This is a genomic window from Acinetobacter sp. SH20PTE14 (genome assembly GCF_021391555.1).
GTDB lineage: Bacteria > Pseudomonadota > Gammaproteobacteria > Pseudomonadales > Moraxellaceae > Acinetobacter > Acinetobacter amyesii.
The window spans coordinates 3,305,350-3,322,173 of the sequence record NZ_CP090067.1 but is presented as its reverse complement, the minus strand read 5'-3'; the positions used below and the strand labels follow the sequence as shown (position 1 = coordinate 3,322,173).

Sequence of the window (16,824 nt, the reverse complement as noted above, 5' to 3'; positions counted from 1 at the left end):
ACCCCCTTAAAAGAGGGTGATTCCTACAGCTAGACGCTTATGCCCAAGCGCAAGAATGTTTAGAGCTGAGTTTATATCTCGATCATGAGCTGTACCACAGCTCATGCACTCCCATTCTCTTATTCCAAGATCTGTCTTACCTTTTGGACTACTTGAGGTGATCTCACCGCAGCACGAACAGATTTGGGTGGTATAGGCTTCTTGGACTTCTTCAAACAATACGCCTGCGTTCTCGCATTTATACTTGAGCATTGTTTTTAGTGCAGAAAATCCTGTATCCAAAACAGATTTTGCCATTTTGGTTTTTACTAATTTTTTAGCACTCAAGTCACCTACAATAATCAATGCATTTTCATTCACAAGCTTGGTGCTTGCTTTATGCAAATGATCTTTTCGACTATTTGCAATCTTGGCGTGTAATGCACGAACACGCTTCTTATTTCTGGCTCTCTGAGCAATACCTAATTTCTGCTCATATTTTCGATAGAATTTTGGATTTGAAATTACAGTGCCATCAGAACAGGTGGCAATATCTTTTAAGCCTAGATCAATACCAATCGCTTTGGTTGCTGTCGATTTATCTTGCTTAGGCGATTCAACAACAAGACATACATACCAACGCCCACGGCTATCCTCTACAAATGAACCTGTTTTTAACGTGTATTTGCTTAAACCGTAGCTATCCCAAAGCTTAAATTGGTGTTTTCCATACTGGACATATCCATTGGCATATTTGATAGCCACCTTTTTAAAGGGAACCCATCCCAAAGAGCGCCTTGCTGATTTTTTATTGCTGACACGCCATTTCAGCTTTGCCTTTTTAAATTGCTTTCTTCGGGTGACTAATTCTTCAGTTACAGCCTGAATGGTTTGACTATGTAAATTACATTCTTTGGATGTGCCTTTCGTATATTTGGCAATATCAAAAGCAGAGAGAAATTCACCTTTCCGCTTCAAATGCCTAAACCCTAAATCATTGACATAATTCCAGACGAAGTTCACTTCTGATGCTAGTTGGTCTAACACCTTGCAATGTTTGTCTTTTATACGTAATTTAAGGGTTTTCATGTACTTATATTAACAATCAAAACTCAAGGAAAATAGTCCTTAGTTAAATCAAACGACACTTCATGTCGTGTCGCTTATATCTCTGACCTGAAGGACAGAGTTTTACCCTCCATTTGATAAAAAAACACCTGAACAGTGTTCAGGTGTTGGGAAAGGGACTTAAGAGATCGTCGAATGATTAGCCATTCTTAATGCGAATGATGCGATCGGTACGATCATTGACTAACACATAGTCACCATTGATTTTGTACCATTGTTGATAACGACCGGTGTTCGGTAAGCGGCGCGCTTCACGATCACTCACTTTGTAGCGGCTTGAATCGAAATAACGAGGAAAGCTTTGACCAACACGCCAATCGCGGCTTGGATTTACACGACGAAAGTCATTACGGTCGTAGCGATTATTGTCATAACGGTTGTTGTTATTCCAATTGCTCGGACGGTGATCTTTGTCCCAACGGTTGTCTTGATGTTGGTATGACGGATGGTAACGGCGGTCATCTTGACGATGGTCTGGCGCAGCAATGGCTGCTGTTGTTGCCATCAAAGCCGATACGGAAAGAACTAAACTCGATACGATTTTGTTCATGGGACACCTCTATACATTTCTAATCTGTTTTTCGATGATTCAAAATTAGCGAGAAAGTTCAGAGAAAGCGTGGGGGCAATATAGTTGAATTGTGAAATGTATGGAGGAAATTTGAAGGTGTGTAAATGATCTGAACGCTAGGCAGCATCAGCTTTTGCGGTTAAACATTAAAAAAACCTCATAAAAAAAGCCCAGAGTTGATCTGGGCTTTAAAAATATGGCGAAATTAAATTCAAAACGGCTTACATACCTAAAATTTTCAGAATACTGTTACTATCTGAGTTGACCAATATGTAGTCATTATTGATTTTATACCATTGCTGATTACGCGATGGTTTAGGTAAGTTATGGTCTTTATAATCGACTTTATAACCATTACCACGATAATGCTGTGGCATCACATAGCCCGTTTGCCATTTATGTTGTTGCAAACGTTTGACTCCACGTTGTTCACGCATACGGCGTCGATCTTCAAGATCGTCATCGTCCTGATAACCACGGAAATCACGATCTTTTTTCATTTGACCATATGCATTGCCGCGTGGGCCATCAAAGCCACGTTCATCGTTCTTGAAGTGAGGCGCTGCAGACGTGATGCTGCTTGCTATTAAAGCACTGAAAGAAATAGCCAAAATTGGCAAAATCTTTTTCATGTTCAACCCTCATGAGTAATTTATCTTCAATATCACTACTGTACGCATTAAATGCAGAGAAACTGTGAAGAAAGATGAATATTTCTTTAAATAAAACGAAGAGATTGCGGATATTATGCGATAAATTTGGCGCCGAGAACAATCTTTCCATCTTGAAAGCGATGGTCCGATAATGCGCGCTTTTTATCCTTGCAATTCAGCTTTGATTAAATTTGAGGTCTATTGTAAGCACGATCAAAACAGCCCATCAAGTCTTGACAGGCAAATGAGGGGAGAGATGAAAGACTGAAAATGTTGAGTAACTTCGGGTTTTAGTACCATTGCTCGTTTAGGCATTGGAGTGAATAAATTGCTTGAGCCACATATTCAGCTTGCTCGGCATCGTCCATTGCAGAGATCAAATTTTCAGTCAGTTGTAAGGTTTCAATTGAACGAATGGTTTCAATTTTACGTGTTTGATCAGCCATTTGGGTCTCCTTGCCGTCGGTCTATGTCATGCCCAGCAGTCTATGCTTTTATATTTAATTTGAAAAACCGAATATTATTATAAAAATAATTTAAAAATACGATTAATAGCAAGTGGGGTGATAAAACTGTCTTTTGATCAAAGCTTGTTGAATTTCAAGGTTAAAAAAAGGGCATCAAATGGCCCTTTTTAGTTCTAAATGTGTCACTTGGAACTTAATTAGTATGCGTATTTCAGGTCGGTATAATCCGTTAATGATTTTTGAATATGAGCTTGAATAAATTCATTAATATCTTCAGGTGTCATTGCTGCACCTTGTTTGGTAATCACATGCTCAAACGGTGCTTGATCTTGCGCAATGATGCGATAAACAAAGTTAGTGATCACTTGAAAGCCTGCTTCTTGCTTTTGAATGCAAGTGACATAGAAATAGGCATGCTCAAAGTTTAAGTCAGTATGCGAAAAAATAAATTGTTCAAATAATTTTGCATTTTGACCGACATCTAAGCCCTTTAAATCGTCCACGATACTCGGGTCGAATTTCATGCCATATTTTGCTGAAATCGGTTGACCATCGACCAGTAGGTTAACCATGCCATCCTCAGTTGGAGTCACTGTAATATTGCTAAAGTCAGACATGTATCAATCCAATGTTTTTAAAGAATGCCCCAAGTATCGGCAAATTTGCTAAAAACTCAAGTCGACTTTCGCGAGGACACCGCGAAATCAGTTGGTTAATGATGTCTTGTAGGCATTCAATACATAAAAAAGGAAGCTCGCGCTTCCTTTTTTAAATTGGCTTTCAGCTTATTCATCTTGGGCATCTATGCTGGCACCGGTTAAATGCAAGCTGTCGTCACCCATTAAATATAAATATGCAGGCATGATGCTTTCAGGCGTAGGCAAAGTTTTTGGATCTTCGTCTGGATACGCCTTTGCACGCATGGCAGTACGTGTCGCACCGGGATTAATGCAGTTAAAACGAATATTGGGGTGTTCATTTTCTTTGGCGAACAATGTACTCACGGCTTCAATGGCAATTTTTGAGACCGAGTACGCACCCCAACGTTCACGGGCTTCACGTCCCACACCCGAACTGGCAAAGACCACTGAGGCATGCTCAGATTTTTGCAGTAATGGCATTAGCTCTTGAGTCAGTACAAAGGGCGCACGAAGGTTCACCGCCATAACATCATCCCAAACATCCACAGGATAATGTTCTAGTTCAGTTCGCTCACCCAAAATCCCTGCATTATGCAAAATGCCGTCTAGGCGACCAAATTGCTTTTCTAAGGTGTCGACCAATAGCTCATAATCACGAGGAGAGGCACTAGACAGTTGTAGCGGTAAAATAGCCGGTTGGGGGGCACCCAATCCTTCAATTTCATCGTAAATCACTTCTAGTTTATTCAGTGTGCGTCCATGTAAAACCACGGTTGCGCCATGCAAGGCATAGCTGAGGGCAGCCGCACGGCCAATACCATCGCCCGCACCTGTAATCAGGATAATGCGATCTTTGAGCAGATCGGGGCGAGGTTGATATTCTGAATATTTCATCCGTACCTCCTCGTTTTATTGTGTTGTGTTCTATCGTTATAAAGTCGCTGTGTTTAGCGTTTTCGGTTTGATGACCAAATCATGAATGACTTCATGCAATTCAGCAACAGTCTTCACTATACAATCTGCATGCCAAGCTGTTAAGTCATCTTTGTGTTGTAAAGGTAAATAGCCATAAGCCGCAAGAATTGTGTACATCTGCGCATTACGACCGGCATCGATATCACGTGGATGATCACCGACATAGATACAGTCTTGAGCATCTAGATGAATGTGCTTGGCTGCTAAATACATCGGCTCTGGGTCTGGCTTGGTTTTACTGACATCGTCTGGGCAAACCAATACCGAGCAGCGCTCAGTCAAATTCAACGCTTTGAGCAACGCTTCACTGAGTGAACGCGGCTTATTGGTGACAATACCCCACGGAATTTGATACTGTTCAAGTTCATCGAGTAGTGGATACATGCCTTCAAACAGATCGGTATCAACTGCAATATCAGCACCATACAGATCTAAAAAGCGTTGACGATGTGCCAGAAAGACAGGATCTTCAACGTCTAACTCTGGATAGACCAGTTTGACCATCGCACGCGCGCCTTCAGATACTTGTACACGAATATCTTCTGCACTGACCACCGCAATGCCTTTGTCACGGCACATGTCTTGAATAATACGAATAAAATCAGCCGCGGTATCAATCAGTGTACCGTCAAGATCAAAGAGTACAGCTTTCATTAGGCTTCTTTCACCGTATGAACCATGTAGTTCACATCCACATTCGGTGCGAGCCAATAGCGTTTGGTGATCGGGTTATAATGTAAACCTGTCATATCTTTGAGTTTTAACTCGGCTTGACGAATATCATGAGCTAATTCTGAAGGTTTAATAAACTTTGAATAATCATGAGTGCCTTTCGCCAACATGCGTAAAACATATTCCGCACCAATAATCGCAAACAAATAGGCTTTAGGATTACGGTTAATGGTCGAGAAGAATACATGACCACCCGGTTTTACCAGTTTTTGACACGCTAAAATAATTGATGCTGGATCAGGTACATGTTCGAGCATTTCCATACAGGTAACGACGTCATATTGACCTGCTTGTTCTTCTGCCAATTGCTCTACAGGCACTTGGCGATATTCAATATTTTGCACATTTTCTTGTTCGGCATGTAGGCGTGCAACATTTAATGGCGCTTCGCCCATGTCGATACCCAATACTTGCGCACCGCGACGTGCCATGCTTTCAGCTAAAATACCGCCGCCACAGCCCACATCTAATACTTTCTTGCCAGTGATACCATTTGAATGCTCATCAATCCAGTTCAAACGCAGAGGATTAATCATGTGCAAAGGGCGGAACTCAGAATGCTGATCCCACCATATGGCTGCGAAAGCTTCAAATTTGGCAATTTCTTGTGGATCAACATTCAATTGCGACATCGGTTGCACCTCAATCAAGTCTTTATATTTTAGAAAAAAGTTTATGGGAGTTAGTGTAGCGCGTCCTGAAAAAAAAGCGATAAAAGCCTTAAAAAAGTTCACAGAATGAAAACGAAATCGACAGATTTGATTTATAGTGTTGCCATAAACTAATCATAATGATTTTGAGGACGATAAGTTCAATGAAAAAATTCCTTTTAGGCACGATTACAACAGCTATTTTGGCTTTTTCTGGCAGTGCGATGGCAGCGCAATTTGTCGCGGGGACTGATTACACAGTTATTCCAAAACCGATTAAAGTCGAACGTCCGGGTAAAATCGAAGTCCGTGAGTTCTTTTGGTATGGCTGCCCACATTGTTTTACATTAGAACCGCATATGCAAACGTGGTTAAAGCAATTGCCTAAAGATGTACGTTTTGTCCGTACACCTGCAGCAATGAACCCACTTTGGGAACAAGGCGCACGTGCTTACTATGCATCGGAAGCATTGGGTGTTCGTCAAAAAGCACATTTACAATTGTTCCATGACATTCATGTGGGTCAGAAAAATATCTTAGAACAAGGCGCATTTGCTAAGTTCTACACCCGTTATGGTGTTCCTGAAGCGAAATTTAACAGCACATTTAAATCATTTGCTGTGTCTTCAAAAATTGCTCAAGCGAAAAACTTAGCGGCTCAATATCAATTGAGCGGCGTGCCTGCGATTACCGTCAATGGTAAATACATCGTACAAGGTGAAGATGCACGTACTGTTGAAATCGTGAAATTCCTTGTTGATAAAGAACGCAAAGCGAAATAACAGATGTCATAAAAAAGCCGCACTCGATGCGGCTTTTTTTATGACGGTACATTTTGCGTTTTAGGTCGATAAATTTTGCGGATCAGCGATTTGAGCCAAAGATCGATCCCAGTGCAAGATGCCACGAAATAAGAGCTGAACTTGGGTCTGAGCTTGGCGGCGAAATTGTTGCAGCGCATCCGTACGTTGTGGAAGCTCAACATGTCGATGTAAGTCAATCCATTGCATTGCCCAACTCAAGGCCAATTCAAACAAAATTTGTCCCAATACTTTGAGGTCTTGTTCGGATTGAATATGTTGAGTCGCTTCAACTTGAGCTAGTGCATGGGCCAAATCGGTACTGAGAAAATTAAACTCACGAGTAATGGCTTGTCTTAAGAATGCTGAACCACCCCAACGTTCAGCAATAAGAAACATCCATGCCTCAGGAAATTGCTCAACGGCATGAAATAAATAATCCAGACTCTGTCGTGTTCGTGCATCTGGCGCTTGAAAGCATTGCTGACTCAGTTGATTGAGGACATTCCGAAGGTGCAGGGCCATTTGGTCGACTAGTTCCAAACCGAGCTCATCCATGTCCTGAAAATGGCGATAAAACGCAGCAGGAACCAAGCCGACATGACGGGAAATTTCGCGTAAGCTCAGACTGCTAAAAGAACGGCCTGTGGTACTTAATGCAAGCGCTGCATCAAGGATAGCTTTACGACTTTGTTGCTTACGTTCTTCCCGTATCGACATGCAATTCGTCCTGAATATTGCGTGGCTTCAGTCTAACAAATTTCCTGATGACGTACGACGGGCCTATCAAAACTTGGTTGAATGGATTTTGTAAATGCACACGAATGCGTCCCGAATCTGGCTGTACCTTCTGTTATAATGTACCGCAATCAATTTTGTCAGATTAAGGACTCATCATGCGTATCGACCAACGAGCATTAGATCAATTACGTGAAGTAAAAATTACCCGTAACTACACACGTTATGCGGAAGGTTCTGTATTGGTTGAATTTGGTCATACAAAAGTTCTTTGTACTGCAAGTGTCGACAACTCAGTGCCACGTTTCCTTAAAGGGAAAGGTCAAGGCTGGGTAACTGCGGAATACGGCATGCTTCCACGTTCTACACATACCCGTAGTGACCGTGAAGCAGCACGTGGTAAACAAAGTGGCCGTACACAAGAAATCCAACGTCTGATTGGTCGTAGCTTACGTGCCATGGTTGATTTGAAAAAATTGGGTGAAAATACAATTAGCATCGACTGTGATGTGATTCAAGCAGATGGCGGTACACGCACAGCATCGATCACAGGTGCAGCAGTTGCCTTGGTCGATGCGATGAATGTCTTGCTTGAAAATAAAAAAATCAAACAAGATCCGCTTAAAGGCTTAGTTGCAGCAGTTTCTGTAGGTATGTATCAAGATGAAGCATTACTTGATCTTTGCTATGAAGAAGATTCGAACTGCCAAACTGACTTAAATGTGGTCATGACACAAGCAGGTGAGTTCATTGAACTTCAAGGCACAGCTGAAGACAAACCATTTACGCGTGCACAGTGTAATGAAATGCTTGAATTGGCTGAAAAAGGCATTCAAGAGTTAATTAAGAAACAACAAGAAGCTTTGGGTTGGTAATATGACTAAAGCTTAAGTTGATAAAAGCACCTTCGGGTGCTTTTTTTATTTTTAAGTCGGATGAGTAATTTCAACTGACAAATTAAAACTAAAAAGCGCTATTGTTGACAGCAAAGTTTCAGCACAGTGTGAAGAACACAATAACAAGGAGAAATAATGAAAGCGTTATTGATCGGTTTTTCATTATTGGGACTTTTAGCGATAAGTGCTTGTGATGGTTCTAATTCAAAGGATCAGGATAAAGAGCGCTCTGTTTTGTCATCAGATCGTGATCATGACAATGAGCAAAATGATGATGATCGGGATGCTAAAGCTGATCACGATCGTGATGATCAGGATGAAGACCGAGAAGAGGATTCAAAAGACAAAGATGATGATTAAAAGGAATTGTATTAAAAAGGATGCTGATGAGCACCCTTCTTTAAATGGATTTAATTTAGGTAACGTTTAAGCATTAAAGCGCATAGATAGGTCAATTGCTTTCACATCTTTGGTTAAAACACCCATCGAAATATAATCGACCCCTGTCGTTGCCACTTCACGTAAGTTTGCAATGGTGATATTGCCTGAGGCTTCAAGTTTGCAGCGACCATTCACATGTTTGACGGCATCAATCATTTGTTGCTGACTAAAGTTATCCAACATCACAATATCCGCACCTGCTTCCAACGCTTGGTTGAGTTCATCCCAAGTTTCGACTTCAACTTCCACAGGTTTACCCGGTGCAATCTGGTGTGCTTTGGCAATCGCTTGTTGGATTCCGCCTGCTGCCATGATGTGATTTTCTTTAATTAAAAATGCATCAAATAAACCTAAGCGATGGTTTTGACCGCCACCAACAGCAACTGCATATTTTTGTGCAATACGTAGGCCTGGTAAGGTTTTACGGGTATCGAGTAGACGAGTATGCAAACCTTCAAGCTGCTGGACATAGGCAGCAGTTTTGGTCGCTACTGCAGATAATGTTTGTATAAAATTTAAGGCTGGACGCTCAACCGTCAGTAAGCTACGCGCAGAACCTGCGAGTTTTAAAAAGGCTTCGCCTGCGGCAACACGGTCACCATCATGTTTCAACCAAGTGACTTGGACAGCGGCATCATAAGCCTGAATGAGTGCATTGACCCAAGGCTGACCCGCCAAGATCATCTCTTCACGGCTGATAATCGTTGCAGTGGCTTGTTCATCTTCTGGAGTTAACAGGGCAGTGATATCGCCTTCGCCAATATCTTCTTGTAGTGCGTGTTGAATATTGATTTGGATTGATTGTTCAAGCAAAGATTGCGATATGCTCATAAGAAGTTCCGTATCTTTTTAACCCAGGAAAATGTGCGCGTTATATTAGCATTGTTCCTTAAAAATGAGCGATTTTTAACTCCTTTCACAGACTTGAATTGAGATTTCAATGTGAAAGTTTTAGCATTAAAACTTTCAAGTAGGGCTCGGCGTTTTGATCTGCAGCATTGCAGGCCGGCTTAGACACAGGATTTTTTTTATGTCACAAGCAACAACATTTCAGGTGCAGGATGGGCAATTGCTAGGTGCGCGTCAAATTCCATCACCGAATTTTAACCAGCGTCCTGAAGATACCGAAATTCAGCTTGTCGTCATTCATAATATTAGTTTGCCACCTTCTCAGTTCGGCGGTGGTTATATCGAACAATTTTTCCAAAATCAGTTGGATTGGTCGAAACATCCTTATTTTCAAACTATTGAAGGGATGCAAGTATCGACACATTTATTGATCCTGCGCACAGGCGAAGTTCTACAGTTTGTCAATTTTAATGATCGAGCTTGGCATGCAGGTCGCTCAACCTATTTAGCACAAAAAGAATGTAATGATTATTCGATAGGCATTGAACTCGAAGGAAGTGATGATTTACCTTTTGAAGCTGCACAATATGCCGTGCTGACCGAGATCGTGGCGTGTTTACAACAGGCTTATCCTAAAATTCAACAACATATTGCAGGGCATTCAGATATTGCACCGGGACGTAAAACTGATCCGGGTCCATTTTTTGAGTGGAACGCTTTTCGTCAACAGCTACATCATTTTAAAAACAAATAAACAATACATACTGCGTTTAATAAACCAATGAAATTCCTTGACGAGTTTCATTACAATAGGCGCACTTTCAAAAGTGAGAAATACCGATGGCGCTTTGGCGTTCGACAGTCATTGTCAGTGCAATGACTATGTTGTCCCGTGTATTGGGACTGGTACGGGATATTGTCCTGTTAAATGTATTTGGTGCAGGTAAAGACTTCGATACCTTCGTGGTTGCCTTTCGTATTCCTAACTTTTTTAGGCGCTTATTCGCAGAAGGGGCATTTTCACAAGCCTTTATTCCTGTATTGACTGAATATAAAACCAGTCGAACCCATGCCGAAGTCCAGATTCTGATTAGCCGTGTTTTTGGCTGTTTAGGTCTGGTGATGACTAGTTTGACGTTCATCGCGATGGTGGCGGCACCCGCGATTATTTATATCTATGCACCGGGTTTCCATGGTGATGCAGACAAGTTTGCGTTAGCTACCGATATGTTCCGCCTAACGATTCCTTACTTACTGTTTATGTCCCTAACGGCATTTGCCAGCAGTATTTTGAATAGTTATGGCTCATTCAGTACACCTGCGTTCGCTCCAGTGTTACTCAATGTCGCGATGATTGCCGGTGCGCTGTGGTTAACCCCTTATATGGCTGAGCCAATTATGGCTTTGGGTTGGTCTGTTGTCGCGGCAGGATTCTTGCAATTGGCGATTCAGATTCCAGAGCTGTGGCGTAAAAAATTACTGATTCCACCCAAAGTAGACTTCAAACACGAAGGTGTTGATCGGATCATGAAGTTGATGCTGCCAGCACTGTTTGGTGTCTCAGTGACGCAGATCAACCTACTGTTGAACACCATTTGGGCGTCTTTTATGCAAGATGGTTCAGTATCATGGCTATATAGTGCTGAACGTATGACCGAGCTACCTTTAGGTTTGATTGGGGTAGCTATTGGTACCGTGATTTTACCGTCATTGTCTGCACGCCATGCTGAACAAGATCAGGACAAATTCCGCCGTATGATAGATTGGGCAGCTAAGGTCATTATCTTGGTGGGTGTGCCTGCAAGTATTGCGCTTTTCATGCTCTCTACACCTATTATTCAGGCCTTATTTGAACGTGGTCAATTTAGCTTTGAAGATACACAGATGACCGCATTGGCATTGCAATGTATGAGTGCCGGTGTGATTTCATTCATGCTCATTAAAGTGTTTGCACCAGGGTTTTATGCGCAACAAGATACCAAAACTCCAGTACGTGTAGGTTTAATGGCGGTCGCAACCAATGCCATTCTTAATGTGGTGTTTATTGGATTCTTTAAACTGATTGATTGGCATGCTGAGCATATGGCCTTGGCATTGGCATCCTCTGGTTCCGCATTAGTAAATGCAGGGATGCTGTATTTTTATTTACATAAGCGCAATATTTTCCGTTTTGGTGCGCATTGGAAAAAGTTGGTGATTCAGTTTGCGATAGCCAATGCTGTGATGATTGCTGCTCTGTGGTATGGCTTAACATGGTACAACGGTGATGTAGCTGCGTGGATGCGTGTCGCGGAAGTGATCATCTTATGTGTGATTGGTGTTGCTGCTTATGGTATTGCCTTAATTGCAACAGGCTTTAGACCACGTCATTTAAAACCATAAAGCTAAAACCATACAACGTAGTAAGTTTACTTGGATGTAAAAAAATAAGAGCCCATAGGCTCTTATTTTTTTCATTGACGCTCAAGATGATAAAAACGTATGTTTCTTATCCATGAGTCTAAGGGGGTAATTTGTAGTTTAAAACGACATACAATCCGTCGCCTAAACTTTTCCTCGAGAGAGGAAACCAACAATTGCAAGGATGACTGCAATAACCAAAAGAATAACAGCAAAGTCTTTGGATAAGCCTGCCACACCACCAAAACCTAGCAGACTAGCAATCAATGCAATTACAGCGAAAATAATAGCCCAACGGAACATAGTTTTATCTCCATGTGATTTTTTATTCTGTATGCCCATTATAAGAGGCTAAAAAAACCTACTATGTAGTCTTTTGTTTATTTAATGTTCAATATTCGGTAACTTAAACAAAGAATTAATGTGCAGGTTCAGTTAATATGCCTGCCACCTTTGTTGCGAGCGAGAAGATGACCGATACTCTACGCCCACATTTTTGGAAAAAGCATGCTTTGACTGAACTCACCCATTTGGAGTGGGAGTCACTCTGTGATGGTTGCGGACTTTGCTGTTTAATTAAGCTTGAAGATGAAGATACTCATGAGGTTGCCTACACCAAAGTGGCATGCAAACTTTTAGATTGTGAAAAGGCATCTTGCTCCAATTATCCAAATCGTCAATCACATGTTCCAGACTGTATACAGCTGACGCCACATCAGATTCACCAATTTCATTGGCTACCACCGAGCTGTGCTTATCGTAGAATTTCTGAGGGTAAAGATTTACCACGTTGGCATCATCTAGTGACGGGAAATCGTGACAGTATTTTGAAGGCACGAAAGTCTGCCGCAGGGCGTTGCATCAGTGAAGAAGACGTCAACCCTGACGATATTGAAGATTATATTGTGCGTTGGGTACGCTAAAGGACACAGATACGCTCAATTTTGGATCTAGAGTTGATCTTGTATCATAGCCAGAAAGTCTTGTTCTGACAGAACCTGAAAACCGTGCTGTTTGAGGAGTGCTGTGGTTACCCCATAGCCTTCAATTTTCGTACGGGTAAAGCTGCCGTCATAAATATAATGGCTGCCGCAAGACGGGCTGCGATCTTTCAAGACAACAACATCAACTTTGTGAAATTGGGCCAATTCTAACATTCGTTGAGCACCCGCAATAAATTCAGCACTAACGTCTGTCCCCAAAACATCTTTAACTTGAGCTGTACCATTGAGCACATCAGTGGCTTGACCATTTTGAATTTCTGCAGGAAAACGTGGACAGCTCAGGCCGCCCATCATTTCTGGGCAGGCCGTAATGACTTGGTGAGTCTGCATCAGTTGGCAAATCGCTTGTTGTGTATTTGATTTGGCATCATAACGAACGGGTTGGCCTGCCAGACAGGCACTGACTAAATACTTCAGTGTCATCGTGTCATGCTCCACAAGTTTTAGTGACTCAAAAGTTCCATCGCATGGTCATAACTGAGCGGGCGATAAAAGTAAAAACCTTGTCCAGTATGACAATTACATTCTTTTAAGGTATCGACCTGTTCCGGATTCTCTATACCTTCGACTAGTATATTCAGGGAAACACTCGCACCAATTTGGGTAATCGCTTTGACAATGGCAAGTGCTGAACAGTCGGTATGCATGCGTTCCACAAAATTACGGTCTATCTTAATACAGTCGACAGGGTAATTACTCAAACGTGTTAATGATGAATGACCTGTACCAAAATCATCTAAAGAAATGTGTATGCCATGCTCTTTTAATAAATGGAGAGCGCGAATCACATAATTTGAGCCACGTTCTGACAGGCTTTGCTCGGTAATTTCGACCTCAATAATATCTGGTGATATACCAAACTGCTTTAAGCGATTCAGTAGTTTTTCCGCATAATCATCACGTAAAAATTCGACAGGTGCAGCATTTATTGAAATCGGTAGCGGTTGCAGTCCAAGTTCAATCCATTTTTGAATATCTTGAAAGATTTTAATTTGCATTGTTTCACTAATGCGTGAAGCCAATTCATAATCTTGAAATGCAGCAAAAATCTGAGAAGGTAATTGTAATTGTTGGTCTTTATCATACCAACGTAACAAGGCTTCAAAGCCGATAACTTGACTGTCAGAAAGACGAACTTTGGGTTGATAAAACGGAATAATTTGATTGGACTTAATCAAGCTGCGTGCAAGCGTTAATTGGCGAGTAGTATTTTCAAGGGTTTTGAACATAGTATGGTTGAACATTCGTACACCACCACGACCACTGCTTTTTAAATCATTTAGCGCAATATCAGCACATTTAAGTAAATTGGAGGTATTTTGTGCATCGCGTGGGTAGATCGCACAGCCAATACTCATACCAATATTGATACTTTGCCCATTATAGAAAATGGGCATGTCCATTTGCTGACAGGCGATGCTGGCAAAATTCTGTAATTGTTGTTGCGATTTTAAATTTGGAATAGAAATGGCAAATTCATCGCCACCTAAACGTGAAACTACAATATTTGTATCAAAACATTGCTGAAAACGCTGCCCAAGGGTATGCAGTAAATGGTCTCCTGCACTATGACCTAAGGTGTCGTTAATATGCTTAAAATAATCTAGATCGATTAATAACAAACCCAGTTGTTGCTGATGTTCTCGCGCCACTTTTAATTGGCTTTTAAATACTCGACTAAACGCACGGCGGTTTAATAAACCTGTTAAATCATCTCGTTCAATGATGCGTTGAAGTTTATTTTCTGCAAGTCGCTGTATCGTAATATCACGTGATACACAGAGGATTTCTTTGACTTGGCCATATTCGTTGAATACTGGGCTGAGCATATTATCCCAATAAGCCAAGGGTTCATCTGCTACTTGGCTCATGCCGACAAAGCGAGATATTTTACCTTCTTTGGCTTCGGCAAAAGCATTCAAACACGCGTCACGGACTTCTTCAGGCAGTAATTTATGCCAAGACATACCAAACTCAGTTTCAGTTGGAGGTACACCCAGAGCTAAACATCCCGCGCGGTTCATATGCAGAACATGACCGTCTAGACTTAATAATTTTATACAGTCGACACTAGCATCTAACATTTGATTACGACTATTCAGTTTTTCTCGTAATTCAGCGCATTGATTATCTTGTAATTGTATATTCTTGGCTTGGGGCATTTTTTGAAATAAATTTATAGGTAGATCAATGCCTTGTTGAACTTGAACGATTCGCTTTTGCTTTATTGATTGCTTCATACAATCTGTCCAATTGGGTCAGGCAAGTCTAAAATGGGATATCTTGCCGATGATACTTTAATTTGATCAATAAGGGCTAGGATGTCTTGTTACATTATAGTTAACATTCGCCTAAGCTTTTTTACATGCAAGATACTTAAATAACGACATTAAACCACCCTCCTAAATTGAATACCGAATAAAGCAAAGATTCTGCCAAGGCAGTGTTAGAATAGAAAAAACGTCCCCAATTGCCGGAAACGAAATAATAAGATGTCAGACAGCCAAATTCCTCTTCCTGAACGCATGCGTCCTCATGATTTATCTCAAATTATTGGACAAGATCACCTTTTGGGTGAAGATGCACCGTTACGCCAGATGATTGACCAAGGGCATTTGCCATCGATTATTTTTTGGGGACCTCCGGGTGTAGGTAAAACCACAATTGCATTATTGTTAGCGCAAGCCGTTGACCGACCATTTATTAGTTTATCTGCGCTCAATACTGGGGTGAAAGAGTTACGTGAAATCATCGCCGATGGTGGAGATTTATTGACACCTGTGGTGTTTATTGATGAAATTCATCGTTTTAATAAGTCACAACAAGATGCCTTACTGAATGCAGTTGAAAAGGGCAAAATTACTCTGATCGGTGCAACCACAGAAAACCCTTCATTTGAAGTTAATAATGCCTTATTGTCGCGTTGTCAGGTGTATACCTTAAATGCTCTGGATAATGACGCAATTCAGCGCTTATTGGATCAAGCCATTCAGCAAGATTCGTTTTTAAAAGAGCGTTATATTCAAATCGAAGAATATGAAGCTTTATTTCAATTTGCCGCAGGTGATGCTCGTAAAGCATTAAATCTTTTAGATTTAATCGCCAGTACGTTTGAGCCAGACTTAGAGAATATCATTAACAATGCGGTGGTAGTCAAAGTTGCGCAGCAAAATATTGCACGCTATGACAAATCGGGCGAACAGCATTATGATCTAGTTTCGGCTTTTATTAAGTCGATTCGAGGCAGTGATCCAGATGCCGCTTTGTATTGGATGGCTCGAATGCTCAAAGGTGGTGAAGATCCTGTTTTTATTGCCCGTCGTATGTTGATTGCGGCATCTGAAGATATTGGCAACTCAAATCCAAATGCTTTACTGTTGGCTGGAGAATGTTTCCGATCTGTGCAGGCAATTGGTATGCCTGAATGTCGAATCATTTTGGGGCAATGTGCGGTGTATTTGGCAACCAGTGCTAAAAGTAACAGTACTTATTTGGCCATCAACAAAGCCTTAGATTTGGCAGAAAAAACCTCGAATTTACCCGTGCCATTGCATTTGAGAAATGCACCAACCAAATTGATGAAAGAGCAAGGCTATGGCGTGGACTATTTATATCCACATAATTATCCTGAACATTTTGTCATGCAGGACTATATGCCGCCTGAACTAAAAGGCACTAAGCTGTATGAGTCTGCACGCAATAAACGTGAAGTCGAAGGTGAGCGTTTGCAGCAACGACGTTGGATGCAACAGCAGTAATAATTTGAATGATCATAATGGGAAGGCGCTTCGGCGCCCTTTTTTTATGTCTATTTCATGCAAAAAAAAGCCCAACTCAAGGCGAGCTGGGCTGAAAAAATAGGATGTCTTTGGGGAGATACATCCTAGAGGGTAGATGGAA

General features: G+C 41.4%; 20 protein-coding genes. 7 read left to right on the top strand and 13 right to left on the bottom strand.

What is annotated here, in order from left to right; genetic code table 11:
* Positions 1 to 6: 6 nt before the first annotated feature.
* From LXF01_RS16195 to ubiG, 8 genes are all read right to left on the bottom strand, one after another.
* Positions 7 to 1,068 carry an RNA-guided endonuclease InsQ/TnpB family protein gene (locus LXF01_RS16195; RefSeq protein ID WP_180082742.1) on the bottom strand — a complete coding sequence of 354 codons (1,062 nt, stop codon included), beginning with the start codon at positions 1,066 to 1,068 and terminating at the stop codon, positions 7 to 9.
* Between the two features lie 178 nt (positions 1,069 to 1,246).
* On the bottom strand, positions 1,247 to 1,657 hold the full coding sequence (locus LXF01_RS16190) for an RcnB family protein (protein WP_168379728.1): 411 nt from the start codon (positions 1,655 to 1,657) through the stop codon (positions 1,247 to 1,249).
* 242 nt (positions 1,658 to 1,899) lie between these two features.
* Complete coding sequence (locus LXF01_RS16185) at positions 1,900 to 2,310, bottom strand: RcnB family protein (protein WP_078193274.1); 411 nt, start codon at positions 2,308 to 2,310, stop codon at positions 1,900 to 1,902.
* 311 nt (positions 2,311 to 2,621) lie between these two features.
* On the bottom strand, positions 2,622 to 2,777 hold the full coding sequence (locus LXF01_RS16180; RefSeq protein ID WP_180101700.1) for a hypothetical protein: 156 nt from the start codon (positions 2,775 to 2,777) through the stop codon (positions 2,622 to 2,624).
* Between the two features lie 218 nt (positions 2,778 to 2,995).
* Positions 2,996 to 3,415 carry a hypothetical protein gene (locus LXF01_RS16175; protein ID WP_111885093.1) on the bottom strand — a complete coding sequence of 140 codons (420 nt, stop codon included), beginning with the start codon at positions 3,413 to 3,415 and terminating at the stop codon, positions 2,996 to 2,998.
* 168 nt (positions 3,416 to 3,583) lie between these two features.
* Entirely contained in the window at positions 3,584 to 4,333 is a 750-nt protein-coding gene (locus LXF01_RS16170; protein WP_078190639.1) for a YciK family oxidoreductase, read from the bottom strand.
* Positions 4,334 to 4,369: 36 nt separating this feature from the next.
* A complete protein-coding gene (locus tag LXF01_RS16165) occupies positions 4,370 to 5,068 on the bottom strand; it encodes an HAD family hydrolase (protein WP_111885095.1) in 699 nt (232 codons plus the stop codon).
* Positions 5,068 to 5,778 (bottom strand): bifunctional 2-polyprenyl-6-hydroxyphenol methylase/3-demethylubiquinol 3-O-methyltransferase UbiG, encoded by a 711-nt coding sequence (gene ubiG / locus LXF01_RS16160; RefSeq protein ID WP_078190637.1) that lies wholly within the window; start codon positions 5,776 to 5,778, stop codon positions 5,068 to 5,070. The genes LXF01_RS16165 and ubiG overlap by 1 nt, the downstream gene beginning before the upstream one ends.
* Positions 5,779 to 5,960: 182 nt before the next feature.
* On the opposite strand from ubiG, the gene LXF01_RS16155 reads away from it, so the two are divergent.
* The gene (locus LXF01_RS16155; protein ID WP_078193271.1) at positions 5,961 to 6,578 is read left to right on the top strand and encodes a thiol:disulfide interchange protein DsbA/DsbL; all 618 of its coding nucleotides are present in this window, start codon (positions 5,961 to 5,963) and stop codon (positions 6,576 to 6,578) included.
* A gap of 60 nt (positions 6,579 to 6,638) precedes the next feature.
* On the opposite strand, the gene LXF01_RS16150 is transcribed toward LXF01_RS16155, so the two are convergent.
* Complete coding sequence (locus LXF01_RS16150) at positions 6,639 to 7,316, bottom strand: TetR family transcriptional regulator (protein ID WP_233944724.1); 678 nt, start codon at positions 7,314 to 7,316, stop codon at positions 6,639 to 6,641.
* A 176-nt stretch (positions 7,317 to 7,492) separates the two neighbouring features.
* Between LXF01_RS16150 and rph the strand changes: the two genes are divergently transcribed.
* Both rph and LXF01_RS16140 read left to right on the top strand, forming a co-directional pair.
* Positions 7,493 to 8,209 carry a ribonuclease PH gene (rph, locus tag LXF01_RS16145; protein WP_111885099.1) on the top strand — a complete coding sequence of 239 codons (717 nt, stop codon included), beginning with the start codon at positions 7,493 to 7,495 and terminating at the stop codon, positions 8,207 to 8,209.
* A 156-nt stretch (positions 8,210 to 8,365) separates the two neighbouring features.
* Positions 8,366 to 8,590, top strand: a complete 225-nt coding sequence (locus LXF01_RS16140; RefSeq protein WP_233944723.1) for a hypothetical protein — start codon at positions 8,366 to 8,368, stop codon at positions 8,588 to 8,590.
* 66 nt (positions 8,591 to 8,656) lie between these two features.
* Here the strand turns inward: LXF01_RS16140 and nadC are convergent, their stop codons facing one another.
* Positions 8,657 to 9,502, bottom strand: a complete 846-nt coding sequence (gene nadC, locus LXF01_RS16135) for a carboxylating nicotinate-nucleotide diphosphorylase (protein WP_233944722.1) — start codon at positions 9,500 to 9,502, stop codon at positions 8,657 to 8,659.
* 199 nt (positions 9,503 to 9,701) lie between these two features.
* Between nadC and ampD the strand changes: the two genes are divergently transcribed.
* Both ampD and murJ read left to right on the top strand, forming a co-directional pair.
* Entirely contained in the window at positions 9,702 to 10,274 is a 573-nt protein-coding gene (ampD, locus tag LXF01_RS16130; RefSeq protein WP_233944721.1) for a 1,6-anhydro-N-acetylmuramyl-L-alanine amidase AmpD, read from the top strand.
* 86 nt (positions 10,275 to 10,360) lie between these two features.
* Complete coding sequence (murJ, locus tag LXF01_RS16125) at positions 10,361 to 11,902, top strand: murein biosynthesis integral membrane protein MurJ (RefSeq protein WP_233944720.1); 1,542 nt, start codon at positions 10,361 to 10,363, stop codon at positions 11,900 to 11,902.
* Between the two features lie 162 nt (positions 11,903 to 12,064).
* On the opposite strand, the gene LXF01_RS16120 is transcribed toward murJ, so the two are convergent.
* Positions 12,065 to 12,223 (bottom strand): DUF1328 domain-containing protein, encoded by a 159-nt coding sequence (locus LXF01_RS16120; RefSeq protein ID WP_005006601.1) that lies wholly within the window; start codon positions 12,221 to 12,223, stop codon positions 12,065 to 12,067.
* Positions 12,224 to 12,390: 167 nt separating this feature from the next.
* Here LXF01_RS16120 and LXF01_RS16115 point away from each other — a divergent pair, with 167 nt between their 5' ends.
* Positions 12,391 to 12,843 carry a YcgN family cysteine cluster protein gene (locus LXF01_RS16115; protein ID WP_180054337.1) on the top strand — a complete coding sequence of 151 codons (453 nt, stop codon included), beginning with the start codon at positions 12,391 to 12,393 and terminating at the stop codon, positions 12,841 to 12,843.
* A gap of 27 nt (positions 12,844 to 12,870) precedes the next feature.
* Here the strand turns inward: LXF01_RS16115 and LXF01_RS16110 are convergent, their stop codons facing one another.
* Both LXF01_RS16110 and LXF01_RS16105 read right to left on the bottom strand, forming a co-directional pair.
* On the bottom strand, positions 12,871 to 13,347 hold the full coding sequence (locus LXF01_RS16110; protein WP_180116175.1) for a DUF523 domain-containing protein: 477 nt from the start codon (positions 13,345 to 13,347) through the stop codon (positions 12,871 to 12,873).
* 20 nt (positions 13,348 to 13,367) lie between these two features.
* Positions 13,368 to 15,164, bottom strand: a complete 1,797-nt coding sequence (locus LXF01_RS16105; RefSeq protein ID WP_233944719.1) for a sensor domain-containing protein — start codon at positions 15,162 to 15,164, stop codon at positions 13,368 to 13,370.
* Between the two features lie 252 nt (positions 15,165 to 15,416).
* Here LXF01_RS16105 and LXF01_RS16100 point away from each other — a divergent pair, with 252 nt between their 5' ends.
* Entirely contained in the window at positions 15,417 to 16,682 is a 1,266-nt protein-coding gene (locus LXF01_RS16100; protein ID WP_233944718.1) for a replication-associated recombination protein A, read from the top strand.
* Positions 16,683 to 16,824 lie beyond the last annotated feature (142 nt).

Coding starts and splice junctions, on each gene's coding strand:
- LXF01_RS16195 (WP_180082742.1), bottom strand. CDS start 1,068: ATGAAAACCCTTAAATTACGTATAAAAGACAAACATTGCAAGGTGTTA.
- LXF01_RS16190 (WP_168379728.1), bottom strand. CDS start 1,657: ATGAACAAAATCGTATCGAGTTTAGTTCTTTCCGTATCGGCTTTGATG.
- LXF01_RS16185 (WP_078193274.1), bottom strand. CDS start 2,310: ATGAAAAAGATTTTGCCAATTTTGGCTATTTCTTTCAGTGCTTTAATA.
- LXF01_RS16180 (WP_180101700.1), bottom strand. CDS start 2,777: ATGGCTGATCAAACACGTAAAATTGAAACCATTCGTTCAATTGAAACC.
- LXF01_RS16175 (WP_111885093.1), bottom strand. CDS start 3,415: ATGTCTGACTTTAGCAATATTACAGTGACTCCAACTGAGGATGGCATG.
- LXF01_RS16170 (WP_078190639.1), bottom strand. CDS start 4,333: ATGAAATATTCAGAATATCAACCTCGCCCCGATCTGCTCAAAGATCGC.
- LXF01_RS16165 (WP_111885095.1), bottom strand. CDS start 5,068: ATGAAAGCTGTACTCTTTGATCTTGACGGTACACTGATTGATACCGCG.
- ubiG (WP_078190637.1), bottom strand. CDS start 5,778: ATGTCGCAATTGAATGTTGATCCACAAGAAATTGCCAAATTTGAAGCT.
- LXF01_RS16155 (WP_078193271.1), top strand. CDS start 5,961: ATGAAAAAATTCCTTTTAGGCACGATTACAACAGCTATTTTGGCTTTT.
- LXF01_RS16150 (WP_233944724.1), bottom strand. CDS start 7,316: ATGTCGATACGGGAAGAACGTAAGCAACAAAGTCGTAAAGCTATCCTT.
- rph (WP_111885099.1), top strand. CDS start 7,493: ATGCGTATCGACCAACGAGCATTAGATCAATTACGTGAAGTAAAAATT.
- LXF01_RS16140 (WP_233944723.1), top strand. CDS start 8,366: ATGAAAGCGTTATTGATCGGTTTTTCATTATTGGGACTTTTAGCGATA.
- nadC (WP_233944722.1), bottom strand. CDS start 9,502: ATGAGCATATCGCAATCTTTGCTTGAACAATCAATCCAAATCAATATT.
- ampD (WP_233944721.1), top strand. CDS start 9,702: ATGTCACAAGCAACAACATTTCAGGTGCAGGATGGGCAATTGCTAGGT.
- murJ (WP_233944720.1), top strand. CDS start 10,361: ATGGCGCTTTGGCGTTCGACAGTCATTGTCAGTGCAATGACTATGTTG.
- LXF01_RS16120 (WP_005006601.1), bottom strand. CDS start 12,223: ATGTTCCGTTGGGCTATTATTTTCGCTGTAATTGCATTGATTGCTAGT.
- LXF01_RS16115 (WP_180054337.1), top strand. CDS start 12,391: ATGACCGATACTCTACGCCCACATTTTTGGAAAAAGCATGCTTTGACT.
- LXF01_RS16110 (WP_180116175.1), bottom strand. CDS start 13,347: ATGACACTGAAGTATTTAGTCAGTGCCTGTCTGGCAGGCCAACCCGTT.
- LXF01_RS16105 (WP_233944719.1), bottom strand. CDS start 15,164: ATGAAGCAATCAATAAAGCAAAAGCGAATCGTTCAAGTTCAACAAGGC.
- LXF01_RS16100 (WP_233944718.1), top strand. CDS start 15,417: ATGTCAGACAGCCAAATTCCTCTTCCTGAACGCATGCGTCCTCATGAT.